This window comes from Nocardioides sediminis (assembly GCF_003047295.1).
GTDB classification, from domain to species: domain Bacteria; phylum Actinomycetota; class Actinomycetes; order Propionibacteriales; family Nocardioidaceae; genus Nocardioides; species Nocardioides sediminis.
In genome coordinates this window covers 1-24013 of sequence record NZ_PZYZ01000008.1, presented here as the reverse complement: position 1 = coordinate 24013, position 24013 = coordinate 1, and the positions used below count along the sequence as shown (strand labels likewise).

24 protein-coding genes are annotated in these 24013 nt (G+C 73.1%); 21 read left to right on the top strand and 3 right to left on the bottom strand.

Annotation, left to right across the window (positions count from 1 at the left end):
• Positions 1-25 precede the first annotated feature (25 nt).
• From DAI17_RS17310 to DAI17_RS17280, 7 genes are all read left to right on the top strand, one after another.
• Positions 26-547 carry an SseB family protein gene (locus tag DAI17_RS17310; RefSeq protein ID WP_407669748.1) on the top strand — a complete coding sequence of 174 codons (522 nt, stop codon included), beginning with the start codon at positions 26-28 and terminating at the stop codon, positions 545-547.
• A gap of 264 nt (positions 548-811) precedes the next feature.
• A complete protein-coding gene (gene infC / locus DAI17_RS17305; protein WP_107774480.1) occupies positions 812-1495 on the top strand; it encodes a translation initiation factor IF-3 in 684 nt (227 codons plus the stop codon).
• 92 nt (positions 1496-1587) lie between these two features.
• Positions 1588-1782: a 50S ribosomal protein L35 gene (gene rpmI / locus DAI17_RS17300; RefSeq protein WP_107774479.1), complete on the top strand. Its 195-nt coding sequence runs from the start codon at positions 1588-1590 to the stop codon at positions 1780-1782.
• 65 nt (positions 1783-1847) lie between these two features.
• Positions 1848-2234, top strand: coding sequence for a 50S ribosomal protein L20 (rplT, locus tag DAI17_RS17295; RefSeq protein ID WP_107774478.1), 387 nt, complete (start codon positions 1848-1850; stop codon positions 2232-2234).
• Positions 2235-2250: 16 nt separating this feature from the next.
• Positions 2251-3051 (top strand): TrmH family RNA methyltransferase, encoded by an 801-nt coding sequence (locus DAI17_RS17290; protein WP_107774477.1) that lies wholly within the window; start codon positions 2251-2253, stop codon positions 3049-3051.
• Complete coding sequence (locus DAI17_RS17285; RefSeq protein WP_107774476.1) at positions 3048-3314, top strand: DUF4031 domain-containing protein; 267 nt, start codon at positions 3048-3050, stop codon at positions 3312-3314. The genes DAI17_RS17290 and DAI17_RS17285 overlap by 4 nt, the downstream gene beginning before the upstream one ends.
• 9 nt (positions 3315-3323) lie before the next feature.
• Positions 3324-4397 (top strand): sensor histidine kinase, encoded by a 1074-nt coding sequence (locus DAI17_RS17280; RefSeq protein ID WP_234412572.1) that lies wholly within the window; start codon positions 3324-3326, stop codon positions 4395-4397.
• A gap of 15 nt (positions 4398-4412) precedes the next feature.
• Here DAI17_RS17280 and DAI17_RS17275 read toward each other — a convergent pair whose 3' ends face one another.
• On the bottom strand, positions 4413-5045 hold the full coding sequence (locus tag DAI17_RS17275; protein WP_199905185.1) for a LysE family translocator: 633 nt from the start codon (positions 5043-5045) through the stop codon (positions 4413-4415).
• 119 nt (positions 5046-5164) lie between these two features.
• Here DAI17_RS17275 and DAI17_RS17270 point away from each other — a divergent pair, with 119 nt between their 5' ends.
• From DAI17_RS17270 to pheT, 4 genes are all read left to right on the top strand, one after another.
• Positions 5165-5899 (top strand): response regulator transcription factor, encoded by a 735-nt coding sequence (locus DAI17_RS17270; protein ID WP_107774474.1) that lies wholly within the window; start codon positions 5165-5167, stop codon positions 5897-5899.
• On the top strand, positions 5896-8490 hold the full coding sequence (locus tag DAI17_RS17265) for a DUF4153 domain-containing protein (RefSeq protein WP_159081612.1): 2595 nt from the start codon (positions 5896-5898) through the stop codon (positions 8488-8490). The genes DAI17_RS17270 and DAI17_RS17265 overlap by 4 nt, the downstream gene beginning before the upstream one ends.
• Positions 8491-8671: 181 nt before the next feature.
• Complete coding sequence (pheS, locus tag DAI17_RS17260) at positions 8672-9769, top strand: phenylalanine--tRNA ligase subunit alpha (RefSeq protein ID WP_107774472.1); 1098 nt, start codon at positions 8672-8674, stop codon at positions 9767-9769.
• A gap of 15 nt (positions 9770-9784) precedes the next feature.
• Positions 9785-12289 (top strand): phenylalanine--tRNA ligase subunit beta, encoded by a 2505-nt coding sequence (pheT, locus tag DAI17_RS17255; protein ID WP_107774471.1) that lies wholly within the window; start codon positions 9785-9787, stop codon positions 12287-12289.
• Positions 12290-12296: 7 nt separating this feature from the next.
• Here the strand turns inward: pheT and DAI17_RS17250 are convergent, their stop codons facing one another.
• Together DAI17_RS17250 and DAI17_RS17245 are read right to left on the bottom strand one after the other, a co-directional pair.
• Positions 12297-13106, bottom strand: coding sequence for a maleylpyruvate isomerase N-terminal domain-containing protein (locus DAI17_RS17250; protein WP_107774470.1), 810 nt, complete (start codon positions 13104-13106; stop codon positions 12297-12299).
• 42 nt (positions 13107-13148) lie between these two features.
• Positions 13149-13934 carry a hypothetical protein gene (locus DAI17_RS17245; protein ID WP_107774469.1) on the bottom strand — a complete coding sequence of 262 codons (786 nt, stop codon included), beginning with the start codon at positions 13932-13934 and terminating at the stop codon, positions 13149-13151.
• 52 nt (positions 13935-13986) lie between these two features.
• On the opposite strand from DAI17_RS17245, the gene argC reads away from it, so the two are divergent.
• Genes argC through DAI17_RS17195 form a run of 10 tightly spaced genes read left to right on the top strand, consistent with a single transcriptional unit; the run spans position 13987 to position 23705 of the window.
• The gene (argC, locus tag DAI17_RS17240) at positions 13987-15015 is read left to right on the top strand and encodes an N-acetyl-gamma-glutamyl-phosphate reductase (protein WP_107774667.1); all 1029 of its coding nucleotides are present in this window, start codon (positions 13987-13989) and stop codon (positions 15013-15015) included.
• Entirely contained in the window at positions 15012-15461 is a 450-nt protein-coding gene (locus tag DAI17_RS17235) for an ACT domain-containing protein (RefSeq protein WP_159081611.1), read from the top strand. Before argC ends, DAI17_RS17235 begins: the two co-directional genes overlap by 4 nt.
• Complete coding sequence (argJ, locus tag DAI17_RS17230) at positions 15458-16609, top strand: bifunctional glutamate N-acetyltransferase/amino-acid acetyltransferase ArgJ (protein ID WP_107774467.1); 1152 nt, start codon at positions 15458-15460, stop codon at positions 16607-16609. Before DAI17_RS17235 ends, argJ begins: the two co-directional genes overlap by 4 nt.
• Positions 16606-17547 (top strand): acetylglutamate kinase, encoded by a 942-nt coding sequence (gene argB / locus DAI17_RS17225; protein ID WP_107774466.1) that lies wholly within the window; start codon positions 16606-16608, stop codon positions 17545-17547. The genes argJ and argB overlap by 4 nt, the downstream gene beginning before the upstream one ends.
• Complete coding sequence (locus DAI17_RS17220; RefSeq protein ID WP_107774465.1) at positions 17544-18731, top strand: acetylornithine transaminase; 1188 nt, start codon at positions 17544-17546, stop codon at positions 18729-18731. The genes argB and DAI17_RS17220 overlap by 4 nt, the downstream gene beginning before the upstream one ends.
• Positions 18728-19651, top strand: a complete 924-nt coding sequence (argF, locus tag DAI17_RS17215) for an ornithine carbamoyltransferase (protein ID WP_107774464.1) — start codon at positions 18728-18730, stop codon at positions 19649-19651. Before DAI17_RS17220 ends, argF begins: the two co-directional genes overlap by 4 nt.
• The gene (locus tag DAI17_RS17210; RefSeq protein ID WP_107774463.1) at positions 19648-20241 is read left to right on the top strand and encodes an arginine repressor; all 594 of its coding nucleotides are present in this window, start codon (positions 19648-19650) and stop codon (positions 20239-20241) included. Before argF ends, DAI17_RS17210 begins: the two co-directional genes overlap by 4 nt.
• Positions 20238-21668 (top strand): argininosuccinate synthase, encoded by a 1431-nt coding sequence (argG, locus tag DAI17_RS17205; RefSeq protein ID WP_107774462.1) that lies wholly within the window; start codon positions 20238-20240, stop codon positions 21666-21668. Before DAI17_RS17210 ends, argG begins: the two co-directional genes overlap by 4 nt.
• Positions 21668-23098 carry an argininosuccinate lyase gene (argH, locus tag DAI17_RS17200; protein WP_107774461.1) on the top strand — a complete coding sequence of 477 codons (1431 nt, stop codon included), beginning with the start codon at positions 21668-21670 and terminating at the stop codon, positions 23096-23098. The genes argG and argH overlap by 1 nt, the downstream gene beginning before the upstream one ends.
• Entirely contained in the window at positions 23082-23705 is a 624-nt protein-coding gene (locus tag DAI17_RS17195) for a DNA-3-methyladenine glycosylase (protein ID WP_107774460.1), read from the top strand. Before argH ends, DAI17_RS17195 begins: the two co-directional genes overlap by 17 nt.
• Positions 23706-24013 lie beyond the last annotated feature (308 nt).

Genomic DNA, 24013 nt, shown 5'->3' with positions numbered 1-24013 from the left:
CAACCCTTCGGGGACAATGGGCCGCGTGGAACGACAGATCCCGGACCCCGGCTTCCAGGGTGACGACGGCACCGCCGACCCCGCTCTGCGCAGCGCGCTGGCACGCGGCGCCGGCGACCCCGCGTCGTACGGCGAGGCGTTGCTCGCCCTGCAGGACTCCCGGCTGCTCGTCCCGGTGGTCGCGGTCCTCGGCGAGGTGGAGGTCGACGAGCAGGGCCTCGCCCACGACAAGACGTCCGACATGGCGGCCGTGCTGATGACCGGGGCGGACGGGCGGCGCGCGCTGCTGGCCTTCACCGGGACCGACAGCCTGGGCGCCTGGGACGCCGGGGCGCGGCCGGTCCCCGTGCCGACCCGCGTGGCCGCCCGGTCCGCGGTCCAGGACGGTGCCGCCGCGCTCGTGGTGGACATCGCCGGCCCCGCCACCGCGGTCGTTGAGGGCGACGACCTCACCCGGCTCGCGGCCGGCTGGCGGGTGGTGCGGCTCCAGGGCGACCGGAGTGGTGCGGACCAGCAGCTCGGCTGGATTGGCCCCGCGGCGGAATGATCCGTTAGCCTTCGGTGTTGACCGATCAGTCCCTCTCCGCCACCACCGGGAGCGGGGCCGATCCTCCAAGCGGGAACAGCACCACCGTTCCCCACCCGCACCGGCCGCCCAGCACCACAGGTCGTCGGGTCACGGTCCGGATGAGTCGTACGCCCGTCGTACGTCATCGCTGGCTCCCGCTTGGTCACCGCGGGAGCCATTGTTCATTTCAGGGCACGTGTCTCCGGCCAGGGTCACCCCAACCACTGAGTCACTGGAGGACACATCAGCACCGAGCTGCGCATCAACGAGCGGATCCGCGTACCCGAGGTCCGCCTTGTCGGGCCCAATGGCGAGACGGTCGGCATCGTGCCGACCGATCAGGCGTTGAAGCTTGCCCAGGAGGCAGACCTCGACCTGGTCGAGATCGCTCCCCAGGGCCGGCCGCCAGTCTGCAAGCTCATGGACTACGGCAAGTTCAAGTACGAGAACGCCCAGAAGGCTCGCGAGGCCCGTCGCAACCAGACGAACGTGATCATCAAGGAGATGAAGCTTCGTCCCAAGATCGACGCGCACGACTACGAGACCAAGAAGGGCCACGTCGTCCGGTTCCTCAAGGCCGGCGACAAGGTCAAGATCACCATCATGTTCCGTGGTCGCGAGCAGCACCGTCCCGAGCTGGGCTTCCGGCTGCTGCAGCGCCTGGCTGAGGACGTCACCGAGCTCGGCTTCGTGGAGTCCGCGCCCAAGCAGGACGGCCGCAACATGATCATGGTGCTCGGCCCGCACAAGAAGAAGGCCGACGCCAAGATCGACGCCGCCGCCGCGAAGGACGCCAAGATGGCGCAGCGCGAGGCGGCCGTGGCCGAGGAGCAGGCCGAGCGCGATGCGGCCCACGCCGCCGGGCCGGTCGCGGCCAAGAAGGAGCGTCGTCGCTCCGAGAACCTCGACGACGACATCGACGTGTGAGCCTGCGTCACCTCGCAGCGACGTCGACCACGACGTCCGTCACGTCGTCCACCAGGACGTCCCAGACATCCAGCAGCAGAAAGTAGAGAGAGATGCCGAAGAACAAGACGCACTCCGGTGCCAGCAAGCGCTTCCGCGTGACCGGCTCGGGCAAGATCCGCCGCCAGAAGGCCGGCCTGCGCCACAACCTGGAGAAGAAGCCCTCGAAGGTGACCCGCCGCATGTCGGGCACGACCGAGGTCTCCAAGGCCGACAACGCGCGCGCCAAGAAGCTGCTGGGTCGCTGACCCCCGGGGCCGCCCGGCGGCCCACCGCACCACTTTCCGAGTTTTGAGCACCAAGGAGCAATGACATGGCACGCGTGAAGCGCGCAGTAAACGCCCAGAAGAAGCGTCGTACCACCCTCGAGCGCGCCAGCGGCTACCGCGGCCAGCGCTCGCGCCTCTACCGCAAGGCCAAGGAGCAGGTCACCCACTCGCTGGTCTACAGCTACAACGACCGCCGCAAGAACAAGGGCAACTTCCGCAAGCTGTGGATCCAGCGCATCAACGCCGCCGCTCGTGCGCAGGGGATGACCTACAACCGCTTCATCCAGGGCCTCAACCTCGCCGGTGTCGAGGTCGACCGCAAGATCCTCGCCGAGCTGGCCGTCAACGACGTGGCCGCGTTCAACGCGCTCGTCGAGACCGCGAAGGCCGCCCTCCCCGAGGACGTCAACGCGCCCAAGGTCTCCGCCTGATTCTCGGGACCCGAGCATGAGCGCGCCCCTGACCGCGGGCACTCCACTCACTGTGGGGAACAGCCGCGTCAAGGAGGCCCGCAAGCTGAGCCGCCGTTCGGTGCGTACCGAGCGGCGGCTCTTCCTTGCCGACGGCCCCAAGGCCGTCGAGGGCGCCCTCCTGGTGCCCGGCCGCGTGGTCGAGGTCTTCGCCACCCCCACGGCCGCGCAGCAGTACGCCGGCCTGCTGGCCGCCGCCGACGTCGTCACGCTCGTGGACGACCGGGCGCTGGCGTCGCTCTCCGACGCCGTCAACCCCGCCGGCCTGGTGGCGGTGTGCCACCACCTCGACGTGCCGGTCGCCGCGCTGGTCGCCGAGCACGCCCCGCTCCTGGTGATCTGCGCCGACGTCCGCGACCCGGGCAACGCCGGCACGGTGGTCCGCACCGCCGACGCCGCCGGCGCCGGGGGAGTGGTGCTGGCCGGCAGCTCGGTCGACGCCTACAACCCCAAGACCGTCCGGGCCTCCGTCGGGAGCCTGTTCCACCTCCCGGTCGCGGTCGAGCCGGACGCCGCGGCCGCGGTCGCAGCCGCGCAGGCCGCGGGCTACACCGTGCTGGCCGCCGACGGATCCGGGGAGGCCGACCTCTTCGAGACCGACCTCTCCGGGCCGACCGCCTGGCTGTTCGGCAACGAGGCCTGGGGCCTGCCGGCCGAGCTGGCAGACCTGGCCGACCGCCGGGTGGCCATCCCGATCCACGGCCGCGCCGAGAGCCTCAACCTCGCGACGGCCGCTGCGGTCTGCCTCTACGCCAGCGCGCGGGCGCAGCGCTCGTGATCCTCATCGACCCGCCCAGCGTCCCGCGCTGGGGCCGCACGTGGTCCCACCTGGCCAGCGACACGTCGTACGACGAGCTGCACGACTTCGCCCTGGCCAACGGCGTCCCGGAGCGGGGCTTCGACGGCGACCACTACGACGTACCGGCGGAGTTCTACGACGTGATGGTCGCCGCCGGCGCCGTGCCGGTGACCAGTCGCGAGCTCGTGAGCCGGGTCCGCAGCGCCGGGTTGCGGCGTCCCAAACCGCTCCGCGCGGACTAGGGTGACCCGGTGCCCCGCATCGTCGAAGCCCGACCCACGCGGCTGCAGTCGCTGGCCGACCTCTACCCGGACGGCATCCTCGGTGCCTCCATCGCCGGCGAGATCACCTTCATCAACGACCACGCCGCGCGGCTGCTGGGGACCACCGTGGCCGAGGCGATGGGCGGGCGTCTCGAGGACGTGCTGCGCCTGCAGGACCAGGACGGCCGCACCTGGCTGCACGTCAACCGGCCCGACCGGAGCATCTCGATCCGCACCGGCATCCCCGAGCAGTCCTGGCTCAACAGGAGCGGCGCCGAGGTGCTCACCACCGCGCGCCTCGTCCGGGCGCGTCCGCTGGCCCCGGTGGTCGGCGTGGCCATCGGCATCCGCGACGGCCGCGGCCGGGCCCGGCTCGACCGCGAGCGCTCCGACCTGGTCGCCACCGTCGCCCACGAGCTCCGCTCGCCCCTGACCGGCGTCAAGGGGTTCGTCCAGGCCCTGCTCAACCGGTGGGACAAGCTCAACGACGAGCAGCGCAAGCTCATGCTCACCACCGTCAACGCCGACGCCGACCGGCTGGTCCGGCTCATCGCCGAGCTCCTCGACGTGGCGCGCATCGACACCGGCCGGCTCTCCCTCTACCCGCGCGAGGCCGACGCGGTGGTGCTGACCCGTCGCGTCGTGGACTCCGTGGCCGCCGGCACCAGCCGCGTCATCGAGCTCGAGGCCGCGGACGGGCTGCCGGAGGTCTTCGCCGACCCCGACAAGCTCACCCAGGTCGTCACCAACCTCGTCGAGAACGCGGTGCGCCACGGCCAGGGCCGGGTCACGGTCTCGCTCACGCCCACCCCCGAGGGGTGCGACGTGCAGGGGGTGCGGATCTGCGTGGACGACGAGGGCGAGGGCATCCCCGAGGAGATGCGGCGACGGGTCTTCACCAAGTTCTGGAAGCACGGCTCGAGCGGGGGCTCGGGACTGGGGATGTACATCGTCGGAGGCCTGGCGCGGGCCCATGGCGGCTACGTCACCATCACCGAGGCCGACGGCGGCGGGGCGCGCGTGATGGTCGACTGGCCGAGCGAGGACCGCCGCCCGGAGTGAGCGGCGGCAGGGCCGTCACTCCGCGGCGGCCATCGTCGCGCCGAGGCCGATCATCATCACGCCGCCCGCGGCACCCATCGTGTCGAGCCGCTCGGGACGCCGGGCGAACCAGTCCCGGGCCGTGCCGGCGGCCATCGCCCACACGGAGTCGCTCGCCACGGCCAGGACTCCGAACAGCAGGCCCAGCAGCGCCACCTGCAGCCCGACGTGGCCAGCCGCGGCGTTGGTGAACTGCGGCAGGAACGCCACGAAGAACACGATCGTCTTGGGGTTGCCCATCCCCACGAGCATCCCGGTCCACACCGCTGCTCCGGGGCGTTCGGGGGCCCTGCGACCGGTGGTGAGGGCCACGCGGGCGTCCTTGCGGTGCCGGATGGCGGAGACGCCGAGCCACACGACCCACGCTGCGCCGGCGAGCTTGAGGACCGTGTACGCCGTCGCGCTCGCGGCCACGACCGCGCCCAGGCCGACGGCGACCAGCAGCACCTGCACCAGCAGGCCCAGGGCGTTGCCGACGACCGACAGGAGGGCCTCCCGACGCCCGACGGTCAGCGCCCGACCGATGGTGAACAGCAGGCTCGGACCCGGCACCTGGATGAAGAGGATCGAGGCGAGCACGAAGGCGAGCAGCTGGCTGGTGGTCGGCACCCGACCAGCGTAGGACCGCGCGAGGCCGGTCGTCGCGCGACGTCGCGGGACGGCCATCTGCACACAACCTTCACGAGTCGTCCCCGCCTCCCGCGCCGTCGGGCTCCTAGGGTCGTGCCATGAGCCAAGGGGTGGGTCCAACGGCGCCGCGACGCCGGGTGCTGGTGGTCGAGGACGAGCGCGTCATCAACGACCAGCTGGCCGAGCGCCTCCGGACCGAGGGCTACGACGTCACCCAGGCCTACGACGGCCTGACGGCGGTCGAGCGGGCGCGGGCGGACGAGCCCGACGTCGTGGTCCTCGACGTGATGCTGCCCGGCATCGACGGCCACGAGGTGTGCCGGCGCGTCCAGGCGCAGCGGCCCGTCCCGGTGCTGATGCTGACCGCCCGCGACGACGAGGCCGACATCCTGGTCGGCCTCGGGGTCGGCGCCGACGACTACCTCACCAAGCCGTTCCGCATGCGGGAGGTCGTGGCCCGGGTCGCCGCCCTCGTACGACGCGTGGACCGGGCCGCCGAGCTCGTCGCCACCTCGGGGAGCGCGCCCCTCGTGCTGGGCGGGCTCACCGTCGACCCCGGCCGGCGCCGAACCGTGCGCGACGGCAGCGAGGTGCACCTGACGCCCACCGAGTTCGACCTGCTCCTGTGCCTGGCCCGCGACCCGGGCCAGGTGCTGACCCGGGAGCGCCTGCTCGCCGAGGTCTGGGGCTGGGCCGAGGTGGGCCTCACCGGGGTCCCCACCCGCACCGTCGACAGCCACGTGAAGGCGTTGCGCGCCAAGCTGGGCCCCGCCTGGATCCGCACGGTCCACGGCGTCGGCTACGCCCTCGAGGCCGAGGTGCCCGGCCGGTGAGCGGCGCGCTGGACCCGGTGACGAGCATCAAGGCCAAGCTCGGGGCGCTCGTCGCCGCCTCCGTCGTCGTGGCGGCGCTGCTCGCCACCCTGGGGTCCGCCGCGGGGGTGCCCGCGCTGCTGACGGTGCCGGTCGCGGTCGCCCTGGCGCTCGGCGTCACCCAGCTGCTCGCCGCCGGGATGGTCGCCCCGCTGCGCCAGATGACCGACGTCGCCCAGCGGATGGCCCGCGGCGACTACTCCGGACGGGTCCACACCACGGCGACCGACGAGGTGGGACGGCTGGCGGCCGCGTTCAACCAGATGGCGGCCGACCTCGAGCAGGTCGACGCCGAGCGGCGCGACCTCATCGCCACCGTCTCGCACGAGCTGCGCACCCCGCTGGCCGCCATGACAGCGGTGCTGGAGAACCTCGCCGACGGGGTCGTGCCGGCCGACGCCGAGCACGTCGCCGGAGCCCTGGCCCAGGCGGAGCGGCTGCGCGACCTGGTGGCCGACCTGCTCGACCTGTCCCGCCTCGAGGCCGGCGTCGTCCGGCTCGAGCCGCGGGACGTCGAGCTGGCCGCGCTGGTCGAGGACTGCGTGCGCGAGGTGGAGCACGCGGGCCGGAGCACGTCGTACGACGTCGCCGTGGAGCCCGCCCTCGTCGTCACGGCCGACCCGGCCCGGCTGCGCCAGCTGCTCGTCAACGTCCTCGACAATGCCGCCCGCCACAACCCGCCCGACGGTCGTGTCGACGTCACGGCCGGGGCGTCGCAGGCCGGCTGGTGGCTCGAGGTCACCGACCACGGCCCTGGGGTGGCCCCCGAGGACCGCGAGCGCGTCTTCCAGCGCTTCGGCACCAGCAGCACCGGCGGCGGCACCGGGCTCGGGCTGGCCGTCGCGCGCTGGGTGGCCCAGCTCCACGGCGGCACCCTGCGGTTCACCGACCCGGAGCCGGGCCGCACGGGTGCCCGCCTGCGCCTCCACGTCCCGTGCCGGCTGCCCGAGCCGTCCCAGGAGGTCGCCGCGCCCGCACCCCCGCCGGCCGGCGCCCACCACACGGAGGCTTCGGCGGCCGCGCCCGGGCCTCCCGCGGCACCGGCCGGTACCGACACCCTCTTCGGCGCCTTCTGGCCCGAGGTCCCCGGTGCCGCGGCGTTGCGGGTCGTCGTGGCGAGCGCCCTGGTCGGCGTCCTCGCCGGTGCGACCATGACGTTCGTCGGCCCGGGGCTGGCCTGGACGCTCGTGCTCGCGGCGGCCGGGGGAGCGGCGTACTCCACGGCGCGGCACCGTCGCGACCCCTTCGTCGTGGGCGCGACCGTGCTGGGCCTGCTGCTCGTCGCGCCGCTCACGCTCCTCGACAACGCCGGCATCGCGATGCTCTGCGTGCTGGCGGCCATCGCCGTGTTCCTCGTCGCGGTCACCCGGGCGGTCACCCTGTCCGGCTTCGTGCTCGCCGGGGCGTCGTGGCCGCTCTCCTCGGTGCGCGGGCTGCCGTTGTTCGGCCGCAGCCTGCGGCTGGTCGGCACCGGGGGGCGTGGTCCTGCGGTGGCGCGCACCCTGGCCCTGTCGCTGCTCGGCCTGGTCGTCTTCGGTGCCCTCTTCGCCTCGGCGGACGCCCTGTTCGCACGCTGGGTCGACGCCGTCGTCCCCAACCTGACCTTCGGAGACCTCGTCACCCGCATGTTCGTCGCGGTCGCGGTCTTCGGGCTCAGCCTGGCCGGCTCGTACGCCGCCCTCAACCCCGCCCGCGTGGAGCGGCCGCGACGGGCCGTCGACCCGTTGCCCAACCGGTTCGAGTGGCTGGTGCCCGTGCTCATCGTCGACGCGGTGTTCGCGGTGTTCCTCGTCGCCCAGGCCGCGGTGGTGTTCGGGGGGCACGACTACCTCGAGAGGACGACCGGCATCACCTACGCCGACTACGTGCACCAGGGGTTCGGGCAGCTGACGGTGGCGACCGCGCTGACCCTGCTGGTGGTGTGGGCGGCCGCCCGCCGGGCCGGCGGGACGCCGCGCGACCGGTGGTGGCTGCGCCTCTCGCTGGGGCTGCTGGGCGTGCTCACCCTCGTCGTGGTGGCCTCCGCCCTCTACCGGATGCACGTCTACCAGGAGGCCTACGGCTTCACGACCCTGCGGCTGGTCGTCGACGTGTTCGAGGGCTGGCTCGGGCTGGTCGTGGTCACCGTGATGGTCGCCGGCCTGCTCGGCCGGGCCCGCTGGGTCCCGCGGATCGCGCTGGTCACCGGCGCCGTCGCCGCGCTGGGGCTCGCGGCGCTCAACCCCGACGCATGGGTGGCGGGACGCAACATCGACCGCTACGAGGAGACGGGGAGCCTCGATGTCCGCTACCTCCAGTCGCTCTCGGCCGACGCCGCCCCGGTGATCGCCGAGCGGCTGCCCGAGCGGGTCGCGGCGTGCGTCCTGCAGCACCTCCCCGACAACCAGCTGCGGGAGGAGGGCGACACCCTGTGGGGCTGGAACCTCGGTCGCCACCGTGCGGAGGGCGCGGTGGCGGGCGTCGACCTGCCCACCGGGGACGACGTGTCGGGCGATCCCTGCGCCTCCGTCTACGAGGAGTTCGACGAGCCACCCACCGACACCGTCGGCTAGCATCGACACGTGCAGCCACGTCAGCGATTTCCGCGCCCCGGACCGGCCGTCGGTCCGGGGGCTGCACGCGCGTCCGACTGAGGCGACAGCAGGCTCTCGCACGACGCCGGGTCCGGGGAGTCGTCCCGTCCGACCCACTTCTAGAATCAGCGCGTCCACGTAGACGCGAGGAAAGGGAGCCATGTCCGGCCCCAACACCGAGTACGACCCTGTCGAGGTCACCCCGCTCAAGGCCGACGAGGTCGAGGCGATGCGCGAGGCGGCCGTGGCCGCCATCGCCGCCGCCACCGACCTGGAGTCGCTCAAGGTGGTCCGCCTCGAGCACGTCGGCGATCGCTCGCCGCTGGCCCTGGCCAACCGGGAGATCGGCGCCCTGCCTCCGCAGGCCCGCAAGGACGCCGGCCAGCGCGTGGGCCAGGCCCGCGGCGCCGTCAACAAGGCGCTGGCCCAGCGCCAGGTGGAGCTCGAGGCCGAGCACGAGGAGCGGATGCTGGTCGAGGAGACCGTCGACGTCACGCTCCCGACCAACCGGGCCCGGCGTGGCAGCCGGCACCCCATCACGCTGCAGTCCGAGCTGATCGCCGACATCTTCGTCGCGATGGGCTGGGAGATCGCCGAGGGACCCGTCGTGGAGGCCGAGTGGCTCAACTTCGACGCCCTCAACCTCGGCCCCGACCACCCCGCCCGCACCATGCAGGACACCTTCTGGACCGAGCCCGCAGACCACCACGTCGTGCTGCGCACCCAGACGTCACCGGTCCAGGCCCGCACCATGCTGACGCGCAGGCCGCCCATCTACGTCGCCTGCCCCGGCCGCGTCTTCCGCACCGACGAGTACGACGCGACGCACAGCCCGATGTTCCACCAGGTCGAGGGGCTCGTCGTCGACGAGGGCATCACCATGGCCCACCTCAAGGGCTCGCTGGACCACCTGGCGTCACAGCTGTTCGGCGACGGCATCGACACCCGCTTCCGCCCGTCGTACTTCCCCTTCACCGAGCCGTCGGCGGAGGTCGACGTCCGATGCTTCGTGTGCCGCGGTCTCGACAGCGCCTCGTGCCGCACCTGCCGCGGCGAGGGCTGGATCGAGTGGGGCGGCTGCGGCGTGGTCAATCCGCGGGTGCTGGTCGCCTGCGGCGTCGACCCCGAGACCTACTCCGGCTTCGCGTTCGGCATGGGCATCGACCGCAGCTTCATGTTCCGCCACGACCTGGAGGACCTGCGACCGCTCTTCGAGGGCGACGTCCGGTTCTCGTCCGCCTTCGGGTCCGAGATCTGAGAGGGAGGATCCGAGATGAAGACGCCCCTGTCCTGGATCACCGAGTACGTCGACGTGCCCGACCACGTCACCACCGAGGAGCTCACCGCCCGGCTGACCATGACCGGCCTCAAGCTGGAGGGCATCCACAGCCCCGGCGCCGAGATCGCCGGCCCCCTCGTCGTCGGCCGGGTGCTGACGATGGAGCCCGAGCCCCAGAAGAACGGCAAGACCATCAACTGGTGCACCGTCGACGTCGGCCCGGAGCTGAACGCTGCCCACGGCACCGGCGAGGCTGGACGTGGGGTGGGCATCGTCTGCGGGGCCCACAACTTCGCGCCCGGTGACCTGGTCGCCGTCGTGCTCCCCGGGGGAGTGCTGCCCGGCGGGTTCGAGATCTCCGCACGCAAGACCTACGGGCACGTCTCGTCCGGCATGATCTGCTCGGCCGCGGAGCTCGGCCTGGGCGAGGACCACGACGGGATCATCGTGCTCCCGTCCGGCTCCGGCGAGCCCGGGCAGGACGTGCGGCCCCTGCTGGGCCTCGACGAGGAGATCATCGAGTTCGAGGTCAACCCCGACCGCGCGTACGCCCTGTCCCTGCGCGGCATCGCGCGCGAGGTGCTCGTCTCGGTCCCCGGCGCGACCGGCTTCCGCGACCCGGCGATCCGCGACACCCCCGAGGCCAACGACGAGGGTCACCCGGTCGTCGTCGAGGACCCGGTGGGCTGCCCGGTCTTCGTGGCACGCACCGTCACCGGGTTCGACCCGTCAGCACCGACCCCGGAGTTCATCGCCCAGCGGATCACGGCGGCAGGGATGCGGCCGATCTCCCTGGCCGTCGACGTCACCAACTACGTGATGCTCGAGACCGGGCGGCCGATCCACGGCTACGACGCCGACCGGCTGCAGGGTCCCATCGTCGTACGCCGGGCGAGGGCCGGTGAGCGCCTCACCACCCTGGACGGCACCGCGCGCACCTTGTCGGAGGAGGACCTCGTGGTCACCGACGACTCGGGCATCATCGGCCTCGGCGGCGTCATGGGGGGCGAGACGACCGAGATGTCGGCCACCACCACGCGCGTCCTGGTCGAGGCGGCCCACTGGGACGCGACGGCCATGTTCCGCACGGGCCGGCGCCACAAGATCACCTCCGAGGCCGGCAAGCGCAACGAGCGCGGCGTCGACGCGACCATCTGCGAGGCCGCGGCGGACCGGGTCGTCGAGCTGCTCACGACCTACGGCGGAGGACAGGCCGAGCCCGGCGTCACGGTGGTGGGCACGCCGCCACCCATGCCGGTGATCACCGTCGCCGCGGACCGGGCCGCCCGGGTCTCCGGGCTCGACATCAGCGAGGAGCGCGCGGTGGAGGCGCTGCGCGCCGTCGGCTGCGAGGTCTCCGGCACGGGCACCCTCCACGTCGTCCCGCCGCCGTGGCGCCACGACCTCACCGACCCCCAGGACACCACGGAGGAGGTCGTCCGCCTCGTCGGCTACGACACGATCCCGTCCGTGCTGCCCAAGGCGCCCGGGGGGCGCGGGCTGACGCGCAGCCAGCTGCTCCGCCGTCGCATCGGCCGCACCATGGCCGGCGCCGGGTACGTCGAGGTGGTGACCTTCCCGTTCGTCGGCGAGGCCGACCTCGACGCCCTCGGCCTCGACGAGGACGACCCGCGCCGCACCACCCTGCGCCTGTCCAACCCGCTCAACAGCGAGACGCCCGGCATGACGACCACCCTGCTGCCGGCGCTGCTGCGCACCGCCGCGAGGAACGTCGGGCTCGGGACGACGTCGGTCGCCATCTTCGAGGCGGCGCCGGTGACCCTGCCCCGGGCCACGGCCCCGGCGCCGATCCTCCCCGTGGACCGGCGGCCCACCGATGCCGAGCTCGACGCCCTGACCAAGGCGCTGCCCGACCAGCCGTTGCACCTCGGCGTGGTCGCCACCGGCGAGGCGGAGTCCGCCGGCTGGTGGGGCGACGGCCGGCCGGTCGCGTGGTCCGACGCCGTCGACGCCGCACGGGTCGTGGCCGAGGCGCTCGGCCTGGAGCTGACCACCCGTCCCGCCGACACCGCGCCGTGGCACCCGGGCCGGTGCGCCGCCCTGCTGCTCGGCGACGTGCTGGTCGGGCACGCCGGAGAGCTCCACCCCCGGGTGTGCTCCGCGTTCGGCATCCCGCCGCGCTCCGTCGCCGCGGAGGTCGACCTCGACGTCCTGCTCGAGCACGCGGTGCACCTGCGTCCGTCCCCCTCCTTCTCGACCTACCCGGTCGCCAAGGAGGACGTCGCCCTGGTCGTGGACGAGCACGTGCCGGCCGCCGACGTCGAGGCTGCGCTGCGCGAGGGCGCCGGCGAGCTCCTGGAGTCCATCCGCCTCTTCGACGTCTACACCGGCGAGCAGGTCGGCGAGGGGAAGAAGTCGCTGGCCTTCGCGCTGCGCTTCCGGGCCCCGGACCGGACCCTCAAGGAGGGCGAGGCGTCCGCCGCGCGCGACGCCGCCGTGCGGCTCGCCGCCGAGCGCACGGGGGCCGTCCAGCGCTGACGAGCGGTCAGTCGATCGGAGTGGCCACGATCGCGCGGAAGCGCGTCAGGACGTCCCGGTCGCCCGCGACCGACAGGCCCGAGTCGTCGCCCCGGTGCCACAGCCAGGCATCGAGGGCGGCGGCCGGACCGTCGATCACGGCGTCGGGCTCGACGCCGGCGGGTGGGTCCACGAGGTGGCAGTCGTCCTCGTCGGAGAACACCTCGCCGGTCTCGGGGTGCGTCCCGTTGAACAGCCCGAGCTGCGCCCACACCTCGTCGCCGGTGTCGGTGCAGTCCAGGCGGACGTGGTGGGGGAGCGGCTCCCACGAACCCCACGGCGGGCACCCGCCGTACATCACGCCCACGACCTCCGCCACCCCGTCGGCGGCGAGTCGCGCATCGACCTCGGACGCCACCCCGGCGGCCTGCTCGGCGTCCAGCCGGTGGATCAGCGCCTCGTGCGCCTGGCGCCGCAGGATGAACCCGACGGTGTGGTCGGCCGGGTCGGACGACCACGTCCAGGCGGGCTCACCCGCGTCGAGGCCCTCCAGTGCGCCTGACAGGGCGGCGCTCCAGACGTCGAAGGCCTCCAGCGTCTCGTCGTGGGTCGCCGGCCGCGTCGGCTCGGCGGACAGGTCGACCTCGGCGGGCCGGCCGGAGACGGCCCTCGACCAGAACCACTGCACCGTCACCAGGTGCCACAGCAGGTCGCCCGCGTCCCAGTCGGGGCAGGACGGCACCCGGGCGGCGGGCTCGCAGTCGGCCAGCACGGCACGGAACCGGGCTGACTCGGCGCGGATGTGGTCGAGGTAGACCTCGGGCGTCAGTCGTGTCATGGCGCCCAACGTAGGGGCACGGCCGACGTGGCGACACCGGATTCACCCACGCCACCAGCCCCGCCGGCGCGATGCCGGCTCGAGCTCGTGGTCCAGCGACTGCCGCAGCAACCGCACCTGGTCCCGGTCACCCAGGACCGAGACCTCGTCACCGACCTCGTGGTCGTGCAGCCACCACAGCAGTGACGTGGCCGGGCCCTGCACCACGATCGCCGGCTCGTCGAGCTCGGCGGCACGGACGGCGCCCAGGACGCCGCGCCGGTCCACGCCGTAGGCGACGGCCCAGGCCTGGCCGGCGTCGGTGGTGCGCAGCACGGCAGGCCGCGGTTGCCAGGCCACGTCGGCGTCGGGCTCCGCCCAGTGGTCCAGTGCCCGGTCGATGCCGTCCGCGGCGGCGTCCGGGTGCAGCGCGGGTGCCGCGCGACCCGCCGCCAGGCTGGCGGCGTGGGCGACGCCGACCGCCTCGTGCGCGAGGAGCCGCGCGACCTGCGCCGTCGTCCCCGGACGACCGAAGTAGTCGATCGCCGCGTCCGGCCCGACCGCCAGCAGCAGCTCCTCCAACCGCGTGAGCTCGTCGGCGACGGCCGCCACCACCGCGGCGTGGTCCACCGGAGGAGCGGGCTCCGCCCGCTCGCTCCAGTGCTGCCCGGGGTGCTCCAGCGACCACGCCCAGACCTCCAGGGTGGCCCAGTGCTCGCGTGTCGCCGCGTGCGCGGGCACGGCGTGGGGGGGCAAGGTGTCGGTGGGACCGAGGACCCCGAGGCTGGCGACGGCCGCGCGGCCGTGCAGGTCCATCAGGTCGAGGTGCTCGGCGAAGGCGATGTCCACGGCGCAGACCCTAGTGAAGCATGGTCATGCATTCGCATGTATAGTCATGCACATGACCTTCTCCGTCGCCGTCGCCGGTGCCAGCGGGTACGCCGGTGGCGAGGTGCTCCGCCTGCTCCTCGGCCACCCGGACGCCCGGATCGGCACGCTCACCGCGGGATCCAACGCCGGGGAGACCCTCGGGTCCCTCCAGCCGCACCTGCTGCCGCTGGCCGATCGGGTCCTCGAGCCCACCACCGCGGAGACCCTCGTCGGGCACGACGTCGTCGTCCTGGGGCTGCCGCACGGCCAGTCCGCGCCCGTCGCCGAGGCGCTCGGCGACGACGTGGTCGTCATCGACTGCGGCGCCGACTTCCGGCTCACCGACCCGGCCGCCTGGGAGCAGTTCTACGGCGGCACCCACGCCGGCTCGTGGCCCTACGGCCTGCCCGAGCTCGCGGGCCAGCGGGACCGGCTGCGCGACGCCCGTCGCATCGCCGTGCCCGGCTGCTACCCCACCGTCTCGACGCTCACCATCGCGCCCGCGCTGGCAGCGGGCCTCGTGGAGCCCGACATCAGCGTCGTCGCCGCGAGCGGGACGTCCGGGGCGGGCAAGGCCGCCAAGCCGCACCTGCTGGGCAGCGAGGTGATGGGCAACGCGAGCGCCTACGGCGTCGGGGGAGTGCACCGCCACACCCCCGAGATCACCCAGAACCTCGGTCGCGTCCACGACGGCGACGTCCGGGTCAGCTTCACGCCGTTGCTGGTGCCGATGTCCCGCGGCATCCTGGCCACCGTGTCCGCCCCGCTGGCCGGCGACGCCGACGCCGACGAGGTGCGCGCCGCCTACCTCGACGCCTACGCCGACGAGCCCTTCGTCCACGTGCTGCCCGAGGGGCAGTGGCCGCAGACCCAGTCCGTGCTCGGCTCCAACGCCGTCCACGTGCAGGTCACCGTCGACCCCGCCGTACGACGCGTGGTCGCCGTCGGCGCCGTCGACAACCTCGCCAAGGGCACCGCGGGCGCCGCCGTGCAGTGCCTCAACCTCGCCCTCGGCCTCGACGAGACCACCGGGCTCTCCACGATCGGACTCGCCCCGTGACCGACCAGCCGACGGACCAGCCCGCGCAGCACACGCTCACGCTGCTGAAGTACCCCGAGAAGCTCGCCATCGTCCGGCTCGGGCCCGGGGCCGAGATCCCCCAGTGGGCCGAGTCGGCCAGCCTGTTCTCGGTGACTGCGACCGCGACCGAGACCAGCCTCGTGTGCGCCACGCGCTCGGTGCCGACCAAGACACCGAGCATCAAGCCGCTCACCGCCTTCCAGGTCCGTGGTCCGCTCGACCCGGACGCCGTGGGCATCCTGGCCGGGCTGCTGGCCCCGCTGGCCGAGGCCGGGATCCCGGTTTACACGATCTCCACCTTCGACACCGACTGGGTCATGGTGCGCCTCGTGGACGGCGACAAGGCGGCCGAGGCCTGGCGACGACGAGGTCACACCGTGACCGACGCCGTCCCCGCCACCCCGTCCCGGAAGAGCAGGAAATGACCACCACCCACCCCGCAGGGTTCACCGCCGCCGGCGTCGAGGCCGGCCTCAAGACGAGCGGCGGCAAGGACGTCGCGCTGGTCGTCAACGCCGGCCCCACGTTCGACTCCGCCACCGTGTTCACCTCCAACCGCTGCAAGGCCAACCCGATCCTGTGGAGCCAGGAGGTCGTCAAGGACGGCACCGTCCGCGCGGTCGTCCTCAACTCGGGCGGCGCCAACTGCTACACCGGCCCCGAGGGCTTCCAGACCACCCACGCGGTCGCGGAGCGCGTCGCGGAGCACCTGGGCATCGGTGCGATCGACGTCGTCGTCTGCTCGACGGGGCTCATCGGCCTGGCCAACGACCGCGACGCCGTGCTCGCGGGCGTCGACGCCGCGCACGCCGCGCTGTCGGAGGACGGCGGCCCGGCCGCGGCCGAGGCGATCATGACCACCGACTCGGTCAGCAAGCAGGTCGTCGTCGAGGGAGCGGGCTGGTCGATCGGCGGGATGGCCAAGGGCGCCGGCATGCTGGCCCCCCAGCTCGCCACGATGCTCGTGGTCCTGACCACCGACGCGGTCGTGCCCGCCGACGGCCTCGACGAGGCGCTGCGCGCCGCCACCCGCGTCTCCTTCGACCGGCTCGACTCCGACGGCTGCATGTCGACCAACGACACCGTCACCGTGATGGCTAGCGGGGCCAGCGGCATCACGCCGACCCCGGCGGACTTCACCGACGCGCTCACCCAGGCCTGCACCGACCTGGCGATGCAGCTGCTCAAGGACGCCGAGGGCGCCGACCACGAGATCGCCATCACCGCGCTCAACGCCGCCTCGGAGGACGAGGCCGTCGAGGTGGCGCGGAGCGTCGCCCGCTCCAACCTGTTCAAGGCCGCCGTCTTCGGCAACGACCCCAACTGGGGGCGCGTGCTCGCCAGCATCGGCACCACGCAGGCCGCCTTCGACCCCGCCGACCTCGATGTCGCCATGAACGGCGTCTGGGTGTGCCGGCGCTCGACGCCGGCCGAGGACCCCGCGACCGTCGACCTGACCGGCCGCGAGGTCAGCGTCACCATCGACCTCAAGGCCGGCGACGCCCGCGCCACGGTCTGGACCAACGACCTCACCCACGCCTACGTCCACGAGAACAGCGCCTACAGCTCATGACCCAGACACCCAACGCCCAGAACCGTCCCGACCCCGCCAAGGCGCGCACGCTCGCCGCCGCGCTGCCGTGGCTCAAGCGCTACCACGGCCGCACGATCGTGGTGAAGTACGGCGGCAACGCGATGACCGACGACACCCTCAAGAAGGCGTTCGCCGAGGACATCGCCTTCCTGCGCTTCGCCGGCTTCAAGCCGGTCGTCGTGCACGGTGGTGGTCCGCAGATCTCGGCCATGCTCAAGCGCCTCGACATCACCTCGGAGTTCCGGGGCGGCCTGCGGGTCACCACGCCCGAGGCCATGGACGTCGTCCGCATGGTCCTCGTCGGCCAGGTGCAGCGCGAGCTGGTCGGCCTCATCAACGAGCACGGTCCGCTCGCCGTGGGCCTGTCCGGGGAGGACGCCGGCCTGTTCACCGCCGAGGCGACCAACACCGTCGTCGACGGCGAGGAGGTGGACCTCGGGCTGGTGGGCGAGGTCGCCAAGGTGCGCCCCGAGGCGGTGCGCGACATAGTCGAGGCCGGCCGGATCCCGGTGATCTCCAGCGTCGCCCCCGACGAGGACGGACAGGTCCACAACGTCAACGCCGACACCGCCGCGGCCGCGCTCGCGATCGCGCTGGATGCCGAGAAGCTGCTCGTGCTGACCGACGTCGAGGGCCTGTTCCGCGACTGGCCCGACAGCGACGACGTCATCCAGGAGATCAGCCCCGAGTCCCTCGAGGAGATGCTGCCCACGCTGGCCAGCGGGATGGTCCCCAAGATGACCGCCTGCCTCCAAGCCGTGCAGGGCGGCGTACCGCGTGCCACCGTCGTCGACGGGCGCGAGGAGCACGCCGTGCTCCTCGAGATCTTCACCGACGAAGGCGTCGGCACGCAGGTGCTGCCGGGCGTCGAGACCCGCCTGCGCAAGGCGCACACCACCCCGGAGGTCAAGGGATGAGCTGGCAGCAGCGCTACGAGGGCGCCCTGATGAACACCTTCGGCACGCCCGCGCTCAAGCTCGAGCGCGGCGAGGGCGTCCGGGTCTGGGACGACGCCGGGCGTGAGTACGTCGACCTCTACGCCGGCATCGCCGTCAACGCGCTCGGCCACGCCCACCCGGCCGTCGTCGAGGCGGTCACCACGCAGCTGCAGACCCTGGGCCACGTCTCCAACTTCATGGCCTCCGAGCCCCAGCTCGCCCTGGCCGAGCGGCTGCTTGCGCTGCTCGGGGCCTCGGGCCGGGTCTTCTTCTCCAACTCCGGGACCGAGGCCAACGAGGCGGCCTTCAAGCTGACGCGGCGCACCGGCCGCACCCACGTCGTCGCCGCCACCGGCAGCTTCCACGGCCGCACGATGGGCGCCCTCGCGCTGACCTCCAAGGCGGCCTACCGGGAGCCCTTCGAGCCGCTGCCCGGGCACGTCACCTTCGTGGAGTACGGCGACGAGGCCGCCCTCGCGGCCGCCGTCACCGACGAGACCGCGGCGGTCCTCCTGGAGCCGATCCAGGGGGAGGCCGGCGTGCACGTCGCCCCCGACGGCTACCTCGCGGCGGCCCGCGAGACCGCGACCCGGCACGGCGCCCTGCTCTGGCTCGACGAGGTGCAGACCGGCATCGGCCGGACCGGTGCGTGGTTCGCCCACCAGCTGCCCTTCGCCGGCGGCGTCACCCCCGACGTCGTGACCCTGGCCAAGGGCCTCGGCGGCGGTGTGCCGATCGGCGCCACGGTTGCCCTCGGCGAGGCCGGCGGGCTGCTGCAGCCCGGCAGCCACGGCACCACGTTCGGCGGCAACCCGGTCGCGTGCGCCGCGGCCCTCGCGGTGCTGGACACCATCGAGCGCGACGGCCTCCTCGAGCACGCCGAGCACGTCGGCAAGCGCCTCGCCGACGCGCTCGCCGAGCAGCCGTTCGTCACCGAGGTCCGCGGGCACGGGCTGATGCTGGCCGCCGACCTCGACGCCGAGGACGCCCCGGCCGTCGTCGCCGCCGCCCGCGACGCCGGCTACCTGCTCAACGCGACCGGGCCCTCCACCCTGCGGTTCGTCCCGCCGCTGGTGATCACCGAGGCCGACGTCGACGCCTTCACCGCCGCGCTCCCGGGCATCGTCGCCGGCGCCCGGGCCGAGGACCGGGGAGGCGCGTGATGCGCCACCTCCTCGCCGACGACGACCTGACCCCCGACGAGCAGGCCGAGGTCCTCGACCTGGCCGCCGCGATGAAGGCCGACCCGTTCGGCCACCGCCCGCTGGAGGGTCCCCGCACCGTCGCCATGGTCTTCGACCGCCCGACCCTGCGCACCCAGGTCTCCTTCTCGGCCGGCATCGCCGAGCTCGGCGGCCACCCGATGACGGTCGACGGCGGCCTCGCCGGGATGGGGGAGCGGGAGTCGGTCGAGGACGTTGCCCGGGTGCTGGGCCGTCAGGCCGCGGCCGTCGTGTGGCGCACCGCCCATCAGGCCGACCTCGTCCTCATGGCCGAGCACTCCGGCATCCCGGTCGTCAATGCGCTCACCGACGAGTTCCACCCCTGCCAGCTGCTGGCCGACCTCCAGACCGTGCGCGAGCACGTCGGCGCCCTGAGCGGCACCCGCGTCGCGTTCGTCGGCGACGGCGCCTGCAACATGGGCAACTCCTGGGTGCTGGCCGGCGCGACCGCCGGGATGCACGTGGTCGTCGGCGCCCCCGACGGCTACGAGCCCGACGCCGACGTCGTCGCGCGCGCCCGTGAGATCGCCGGCCGGACCGGCGGCTCGGTCACGCTCGAGCGCGACCCGGTCGCCGCCGTCACCGGTGCTGCGGTGGTCGTGACCGACACCTGGGTCTCGATGGGCCGCGAGGAGCAGCGGGCCGACCGGCTGCGCCTCTTCACGCCGTACGCCCTCACCGGCGAGCTGCTCGCGCACGCCGACACCGGTGCGATCGTCATGCACTGCCTGCCGGCCTACCGCGGCACCGAGATCGACGCGGCCGTCATCGACGGCCCCCGGAGCGTCGTGTGGGACGAGGCGGAGAACCGGCGGCACGCGCAGAAGGCGATCCTGGCCTGGCTCCTGGAGCGAGCATGAACGAGACCGCCGTGAGCCCCACGACCAAGAGCGCGCGCCACCAGCGCATCATCGACCTCGTGACCCACCACGACGTGCGCTCGCAGACCGAGCTCGCCGAGCTGCTCGCCGCCCGCGGCGTCCACGTCACGCAGGCCACGCTGAGCCGCGACCTCGTCGAGCTCGACGCGGTCAAGATCCGCAACGCGTCCGGCGCCCTGGTCTACGCCGTGCCCGCCGAGGGCGGCGACCGCACGCCGGGAGCCACCCGGGAGACCGCGGCCGCGGTGGACCGGCTCGCCCGGCTCTGCGGCGAGCTGCTGGTCAGCGCCGACGCCAGCGCCAACCTGGTGGTGCTCCGCACCCCGCCCGGCGCCGCGCAGTTCCTGGCCAGCGCCTTCGACAAGGCCGACCTCGGCGACGTGCTCGGCACCATCGCCGGCGACGACACCGTCCTGGTGATCGGCCGCGACGCTGCCGGCGGCGAGGCCCTCGCCCGGCGCTTCCTCGCCCTGGCCAACCACGCGGCCAGCATCACGAGCCACGGCACGGCCCCGGCCGGCAGCCACGACACGACATCCCCCCACCCCGCAAAGGACGACCACCAGTGAGCAAGGTCCTCACCTCCCTGCCCGCCGGCGAGCGCGTCGGCATCGCCTTCTCCGGCGGCCTCGACACCTCGGTGGCCGTGGCCTGGATGCGCGCCAAGGGCGCCGTGCCCTGCACCTACACCGCCGACATCGGGCAGTACGACGAGCCGGACATCTCCGGCGTCCCCGGCCGTGCCCTGGAGTACGGCGCCGAGATCGCCCGCGCCGTCGACTGCCGCACCTCGCTGGTCGAGGAGGGGCTCGCGGCCCTCGCGTGCGGCGCCTTCCACATCCGCTCCGGCGGGCGCGCCTACTTCAACACCACGCCGCTCGGCCGGGCCGTCACCGGGATGATGCTGGTGCGGGCGATGCACGAGGACGACGTCGACATCTGGGGCGACGGCTCGACCTTCAAGGGCAACGACATCGAGCGGTTCTACCGCTACGGCCTGCTGGCCAACCCCGAGCTGCGCATCTACAAGCCCTGGCTCGACGCCGACTTCGTGCACGAGCTCGGGGGCCGCACCGAGATGAGCCAGTGGCTGACCGAGCGGGGCCTGCCCTACCGCGACAGCAAGGAGAAGGCCTACTCCACCGACGCCAACATCTGGGGCGCCACCCACGAGGCCAAGACGCTGGAGCACCTCGACGTCTCCCTCGAGACCGTCGAGCCGATCATGGGCGTGAAGTTCTGGGACACCTCGGTCGAGATCCCCACCGAGGACGTCACCATCCGCTTCGACCAGGGCCGCCCCGTCGCCATCGACGGCACGTCGTACGCCGACCCGGTCCGGCTGGTGATGAAGGCCAACGAGATCGGCGGCCGGCACGGTCTGGGCATGTCCGACCAGATCGAGAACCGCATCATCGAGGCCAAGTCGCGGGGCATCTACGAGGCGCCCGGCATGGCGCTGCTCTGGATCGCCTACGAGCGGCTGCTCAACGCCGTCCACAACGAGGACACCGTCGCCAACTACCACAACGAGGGTCGGCGCCTCGGCCGGCTGCTCTACGAGGGCCGCTGGCTCGACCCCCAGGCCCTGATGGTGCGCGAGTCGATCCAGCGCTGGATCGCCTCGCTGGTGACCGGCGAGGTGACGCTGCGGCTGCGTCGGGGCGAGGACTACACGATCCTGGCCACCGACGGCCCGGCGTTCTCCTACCACCCCGACAAGCTGTCGATGGAGCGCACCGACAACGCGGTGTTCGGTCCCACGGACCGCATCGGCCAGCTCACGATGCGCAACCTCGACATCGCCGACTCGCGCGCCAAGCTCGAGCAGTACGCCAGCCAGCCCCAGGACCAGGGCCACGTGCTCGTCGAGAACGGCAACCTGTTCGGGGAGATCGAGCCGGGCGGCGCCGACCGGATCGCGACCGCCAGCGGGTCCGACGGGCTGGACGACGAGGCGCTCGACCACGCCGCCATGGACGTCGGGACCGACTGATGGCCGAGCAGGGCACCAGCACCACCAACCAGGGCAAGCTCTGGGGCGGCCGGTTCGCGTCCGGACCCTCGCCGGAGCTCGAGGCGCTGTCGCGATCGACGCACTTCGACTGGCGCCTGACGCCCTACGACCTCGCGGGCTCGCGGGCCCACGCCAACGCCCTGCACCGGGCGGGCCTGCTCACCGACGGCGACCACGCCGAGCTGCTCCGCGGGCTCGAGGTGCTCAGGAGCCGGTACGCCGCCGGCACCCTGCACCCGGACCCGTCCGACGAGGACGTGCACGGTGCCCTCGAGCGGCTGCTGCTGGAGGAGGTCGGGCCCGACGTGGGCGGTCGCCTCCGCGCCGGCCGGTCCCGCAACGACCAGGTGGCCACCCTCTTCAAGGCGTTCCTGCGTGACCACGCGGCGGTCGTCGCCGGCCAGGTCCTCGACCTCGTGGACGCGCTCGTCGTCCAGGCCCGTGCGCACCTCGACACCGTCATGCCGGGACGCACCCACCTGCAGCACGCCCAGCCGGTGCTGCTCTCGCACCACCTGCTCGCGCACGCCTGGCCGCTGCTCCGCGACGTCTCCCGGCTCGCCGACTGGGACGCCCGCGTCGCGAGCGACTCGCCGTACGGCTCGGGCGCGCTGGCCGGCTCGTCCCTCGGGCTCGATCCCACGGTCGTCGCAGCGGAGCTCGGCTTCACCGGATCCAGCGCCAACTCCATCGACGGCACCGCGGCCCGCGACTTCGTCGCCGAGCTCGCGTTCGTGACCGCGATGGTCGGGGTCGACGTGTCCCGCATCGCGGAGGAGGTCATCCTCTGGACCACCCGCGAGTTCGACTTCGCGCGTCTCCACGACTCCTGGTCGACGGGGTCGAGCATCATGCCGCAGAAGAAGAACCCGGACATCGCCGAGCTCGCGCGCGGCAAGGCCGGCCGGCTGGTGGGCAACCTCGCCGGACTGATGACGACGCTCAAGGCGCTGCCGCTGGCCTACAACCGGGACCTCCAGGAGGACAAGGAGCCGGTCTTCGACTCCGTCGACACCCTCGAGGTGCTGCTGCCTGCCTTCACGGGGATGGTGGCCACGCTGGAGTTCAACACCGCCCGGATGGCCGAGCTCGCCCCGCAGGGCTTCTCCCTCGCCACGGACGTCGCAGAGTGGCTGGTGCGGGAGGGCGTGCCGTTCCGGGTGGCCCACGAGGTGGCGGGCGCGTGCGTACGCCGCTGCGAGGAGCTCGGCGTCGAGCTGCACGAGCTCACCGACGAGCAGCTGGCCTCGATCTCGCCCGACCTCGGGCCCGGCGTGCGCGAGGTGCTCACGGTCGAGGGCTCGGTAGGGTCCCGCACCGGTCGAGGCGGTACCGCGCCGGACCGGGTGCGCGACCAGCTCGTCGAGATCGACGCCCTGGTGGCGGCACACCGTGAGCGCCTCGGCTGACCTGCGCGACGTGCTCGGGGGAGCGGTCCACGAGGTGGCGCCGCTCCTCCTCGGCGCCGTCGTCTCGCACGCCGGGGTCGGCGTCCGGCTGACGGAGGTCGAGGCGTACGGCGCCGCCGACGACGCGGGGTCCCACGCGCACCGGGGAAGGACCCGGCGCAACGCGGTCATGTTCGGTCCAGCGGGTCGGCTCTACGTCTACTTCACCTACGGGATGCACCACTGCGCCAACGTGGTCTGCGGTCCCGAGGGGGAGGCCGCCGCCGTCCTGCTCCGCGCCGGCGAGGTGGTCTCCGGCCTCGACCTCGCCCGCGTACGACGCCCGGCCTCGACCGAGCGCGACCTCGCGCGGGGGCCCGCACGGCTGTGCACGGTCCTCGACCTCGACCTGACGAACGACGGTCAGGTGCTGGGGACCGCCGGTCTCGAGCTGCGCCTGGGCGACACGCCCGACCCGGAGAACGTCTCTCGCGGACCGCGGGTGGGTCTTCGCGGGGCGCCCGAGACCCCGTGGCGGTACTGGCTGACGGGGGAGCGGACGGTGTCCACCTACCGCCCGGCGGCTCACCGACCGGGGCCACAGGCCTCTGACCTGCGGAAACAGTGAAGTCGGCACCCCGATTTGTCAGCGGTTGAACGAGGGGTCTAATGTTTCACCTGTCGCCGCAAGCGGCCCGCCCTCACCGGCCTCACCGGTCGGAACGATCGGGTTCTTGCATGCGCGGCGGGTGCGACACCAGCTCGGATTGACGAGTCGGAGTCGGACCGGTAAGTTTCTGCAGGTTGTCCCAAGACGAGGTCCGGAAGGGCCGAACTTGGGTGCGTCTGATGTTTGAGAACTCAACAGTGTGTCATAGTCGACGAATTAGTTTGTTATGCCCCGTTGACACTGGATTTTGGTTTGGTGTCGCGGTT

Excerpts from the sequence above, each read along its gene's own strand:
- DAI17_RS17220 (WP_107774465.1), top strand. The coding sequence starts at position 17,544 with ATGAGCTGGCAGCAGCGCTACGAGGGCGCCCTGATGAACACCTTCGGC.
- DAI17_RS17290 (WP_107774477.1), top strand. The coding sequence starts at position 2,251 with ATGAGCGCGCCCCTGACCGCGGGCACTCCACTCACTGTGGGGAACAGC.
- DAI17_RS17210 (WP_107774463.1), top strand. The coding sequence starts at position 19,648 with ATGAACGAGACCGCCGTGAGCCCCACGACCAAGAGCGCGCGCCACCAG.
- argC (WP_107774667.1), top strand. The coding sequence starts at position 13,987 with ATGACCTTCTCCGTCGCCGTCGCCGGTGCCAGCGGGTACGCCGGTGGC.
- pheS (WP_107774472.1), top strand. The coding sequence starts at position 8,672 with ATGTCCGGCCCCAACACCGAGTACGACCCTGTCGAGGTCACCCCGCTC.
- DAI17_RS17270 (WP_107774474.1), top strand. The coding sequence starts at position 5,165 with ATGAGCCAAGGGGTGGGTCCAACGGCGCCGCGACGCCGGGTGCTGGTG.
- pheT (WP_107774471.1), top strand. The coding sequence starts at position 9,785 with ATGAAGACGCCCCTGTCCTGGATCACCGAGTACGTCGACGTGCCCGAC.
- rplT (WP_107774478.1), top strand. The coding sequence starts at position 1,848 with ATGGCACGCGTGAAGCGCGCAGTAAACGCCCAGAAGAAGCGTCGTACC.
- argH (WP_107774461.1), top strand. The coding sequence starts at position 21,668 with ATGGCCGAGCAGGGCACCAGCACCACCAACCAGGGCAAGCTCTGGGGC.
- DAI17_RS17250 (WP_107774470.1), bottom strand. The coding sequence starts at position 13,106 with ATGACACGACTGACGCCCGAGGTCTACCTCGACCACATCCGCGCCGAG.
- rpmI (WP_107774479.1), top strand. The coding sequence starts at position 1,588 with ATGCCGAAGAACAAGACGCACTCCGGTGCCAGCAAGCGCTTCCGCGTG.
- argB (WP_107774466.1), top strand. The coding sequence starts at position 16,606 with ATGACCCAGACACCCAACGCCCAGAACCGTCCCGACCCCGCCAAGGCG.
- argJ (WP_107774467.1), top strand. The coding sequence starts at position 15,458 with ATGACCACCACCCACCCCGCAGGGTTCACCGCCGCCGGCGTCGAGGCC.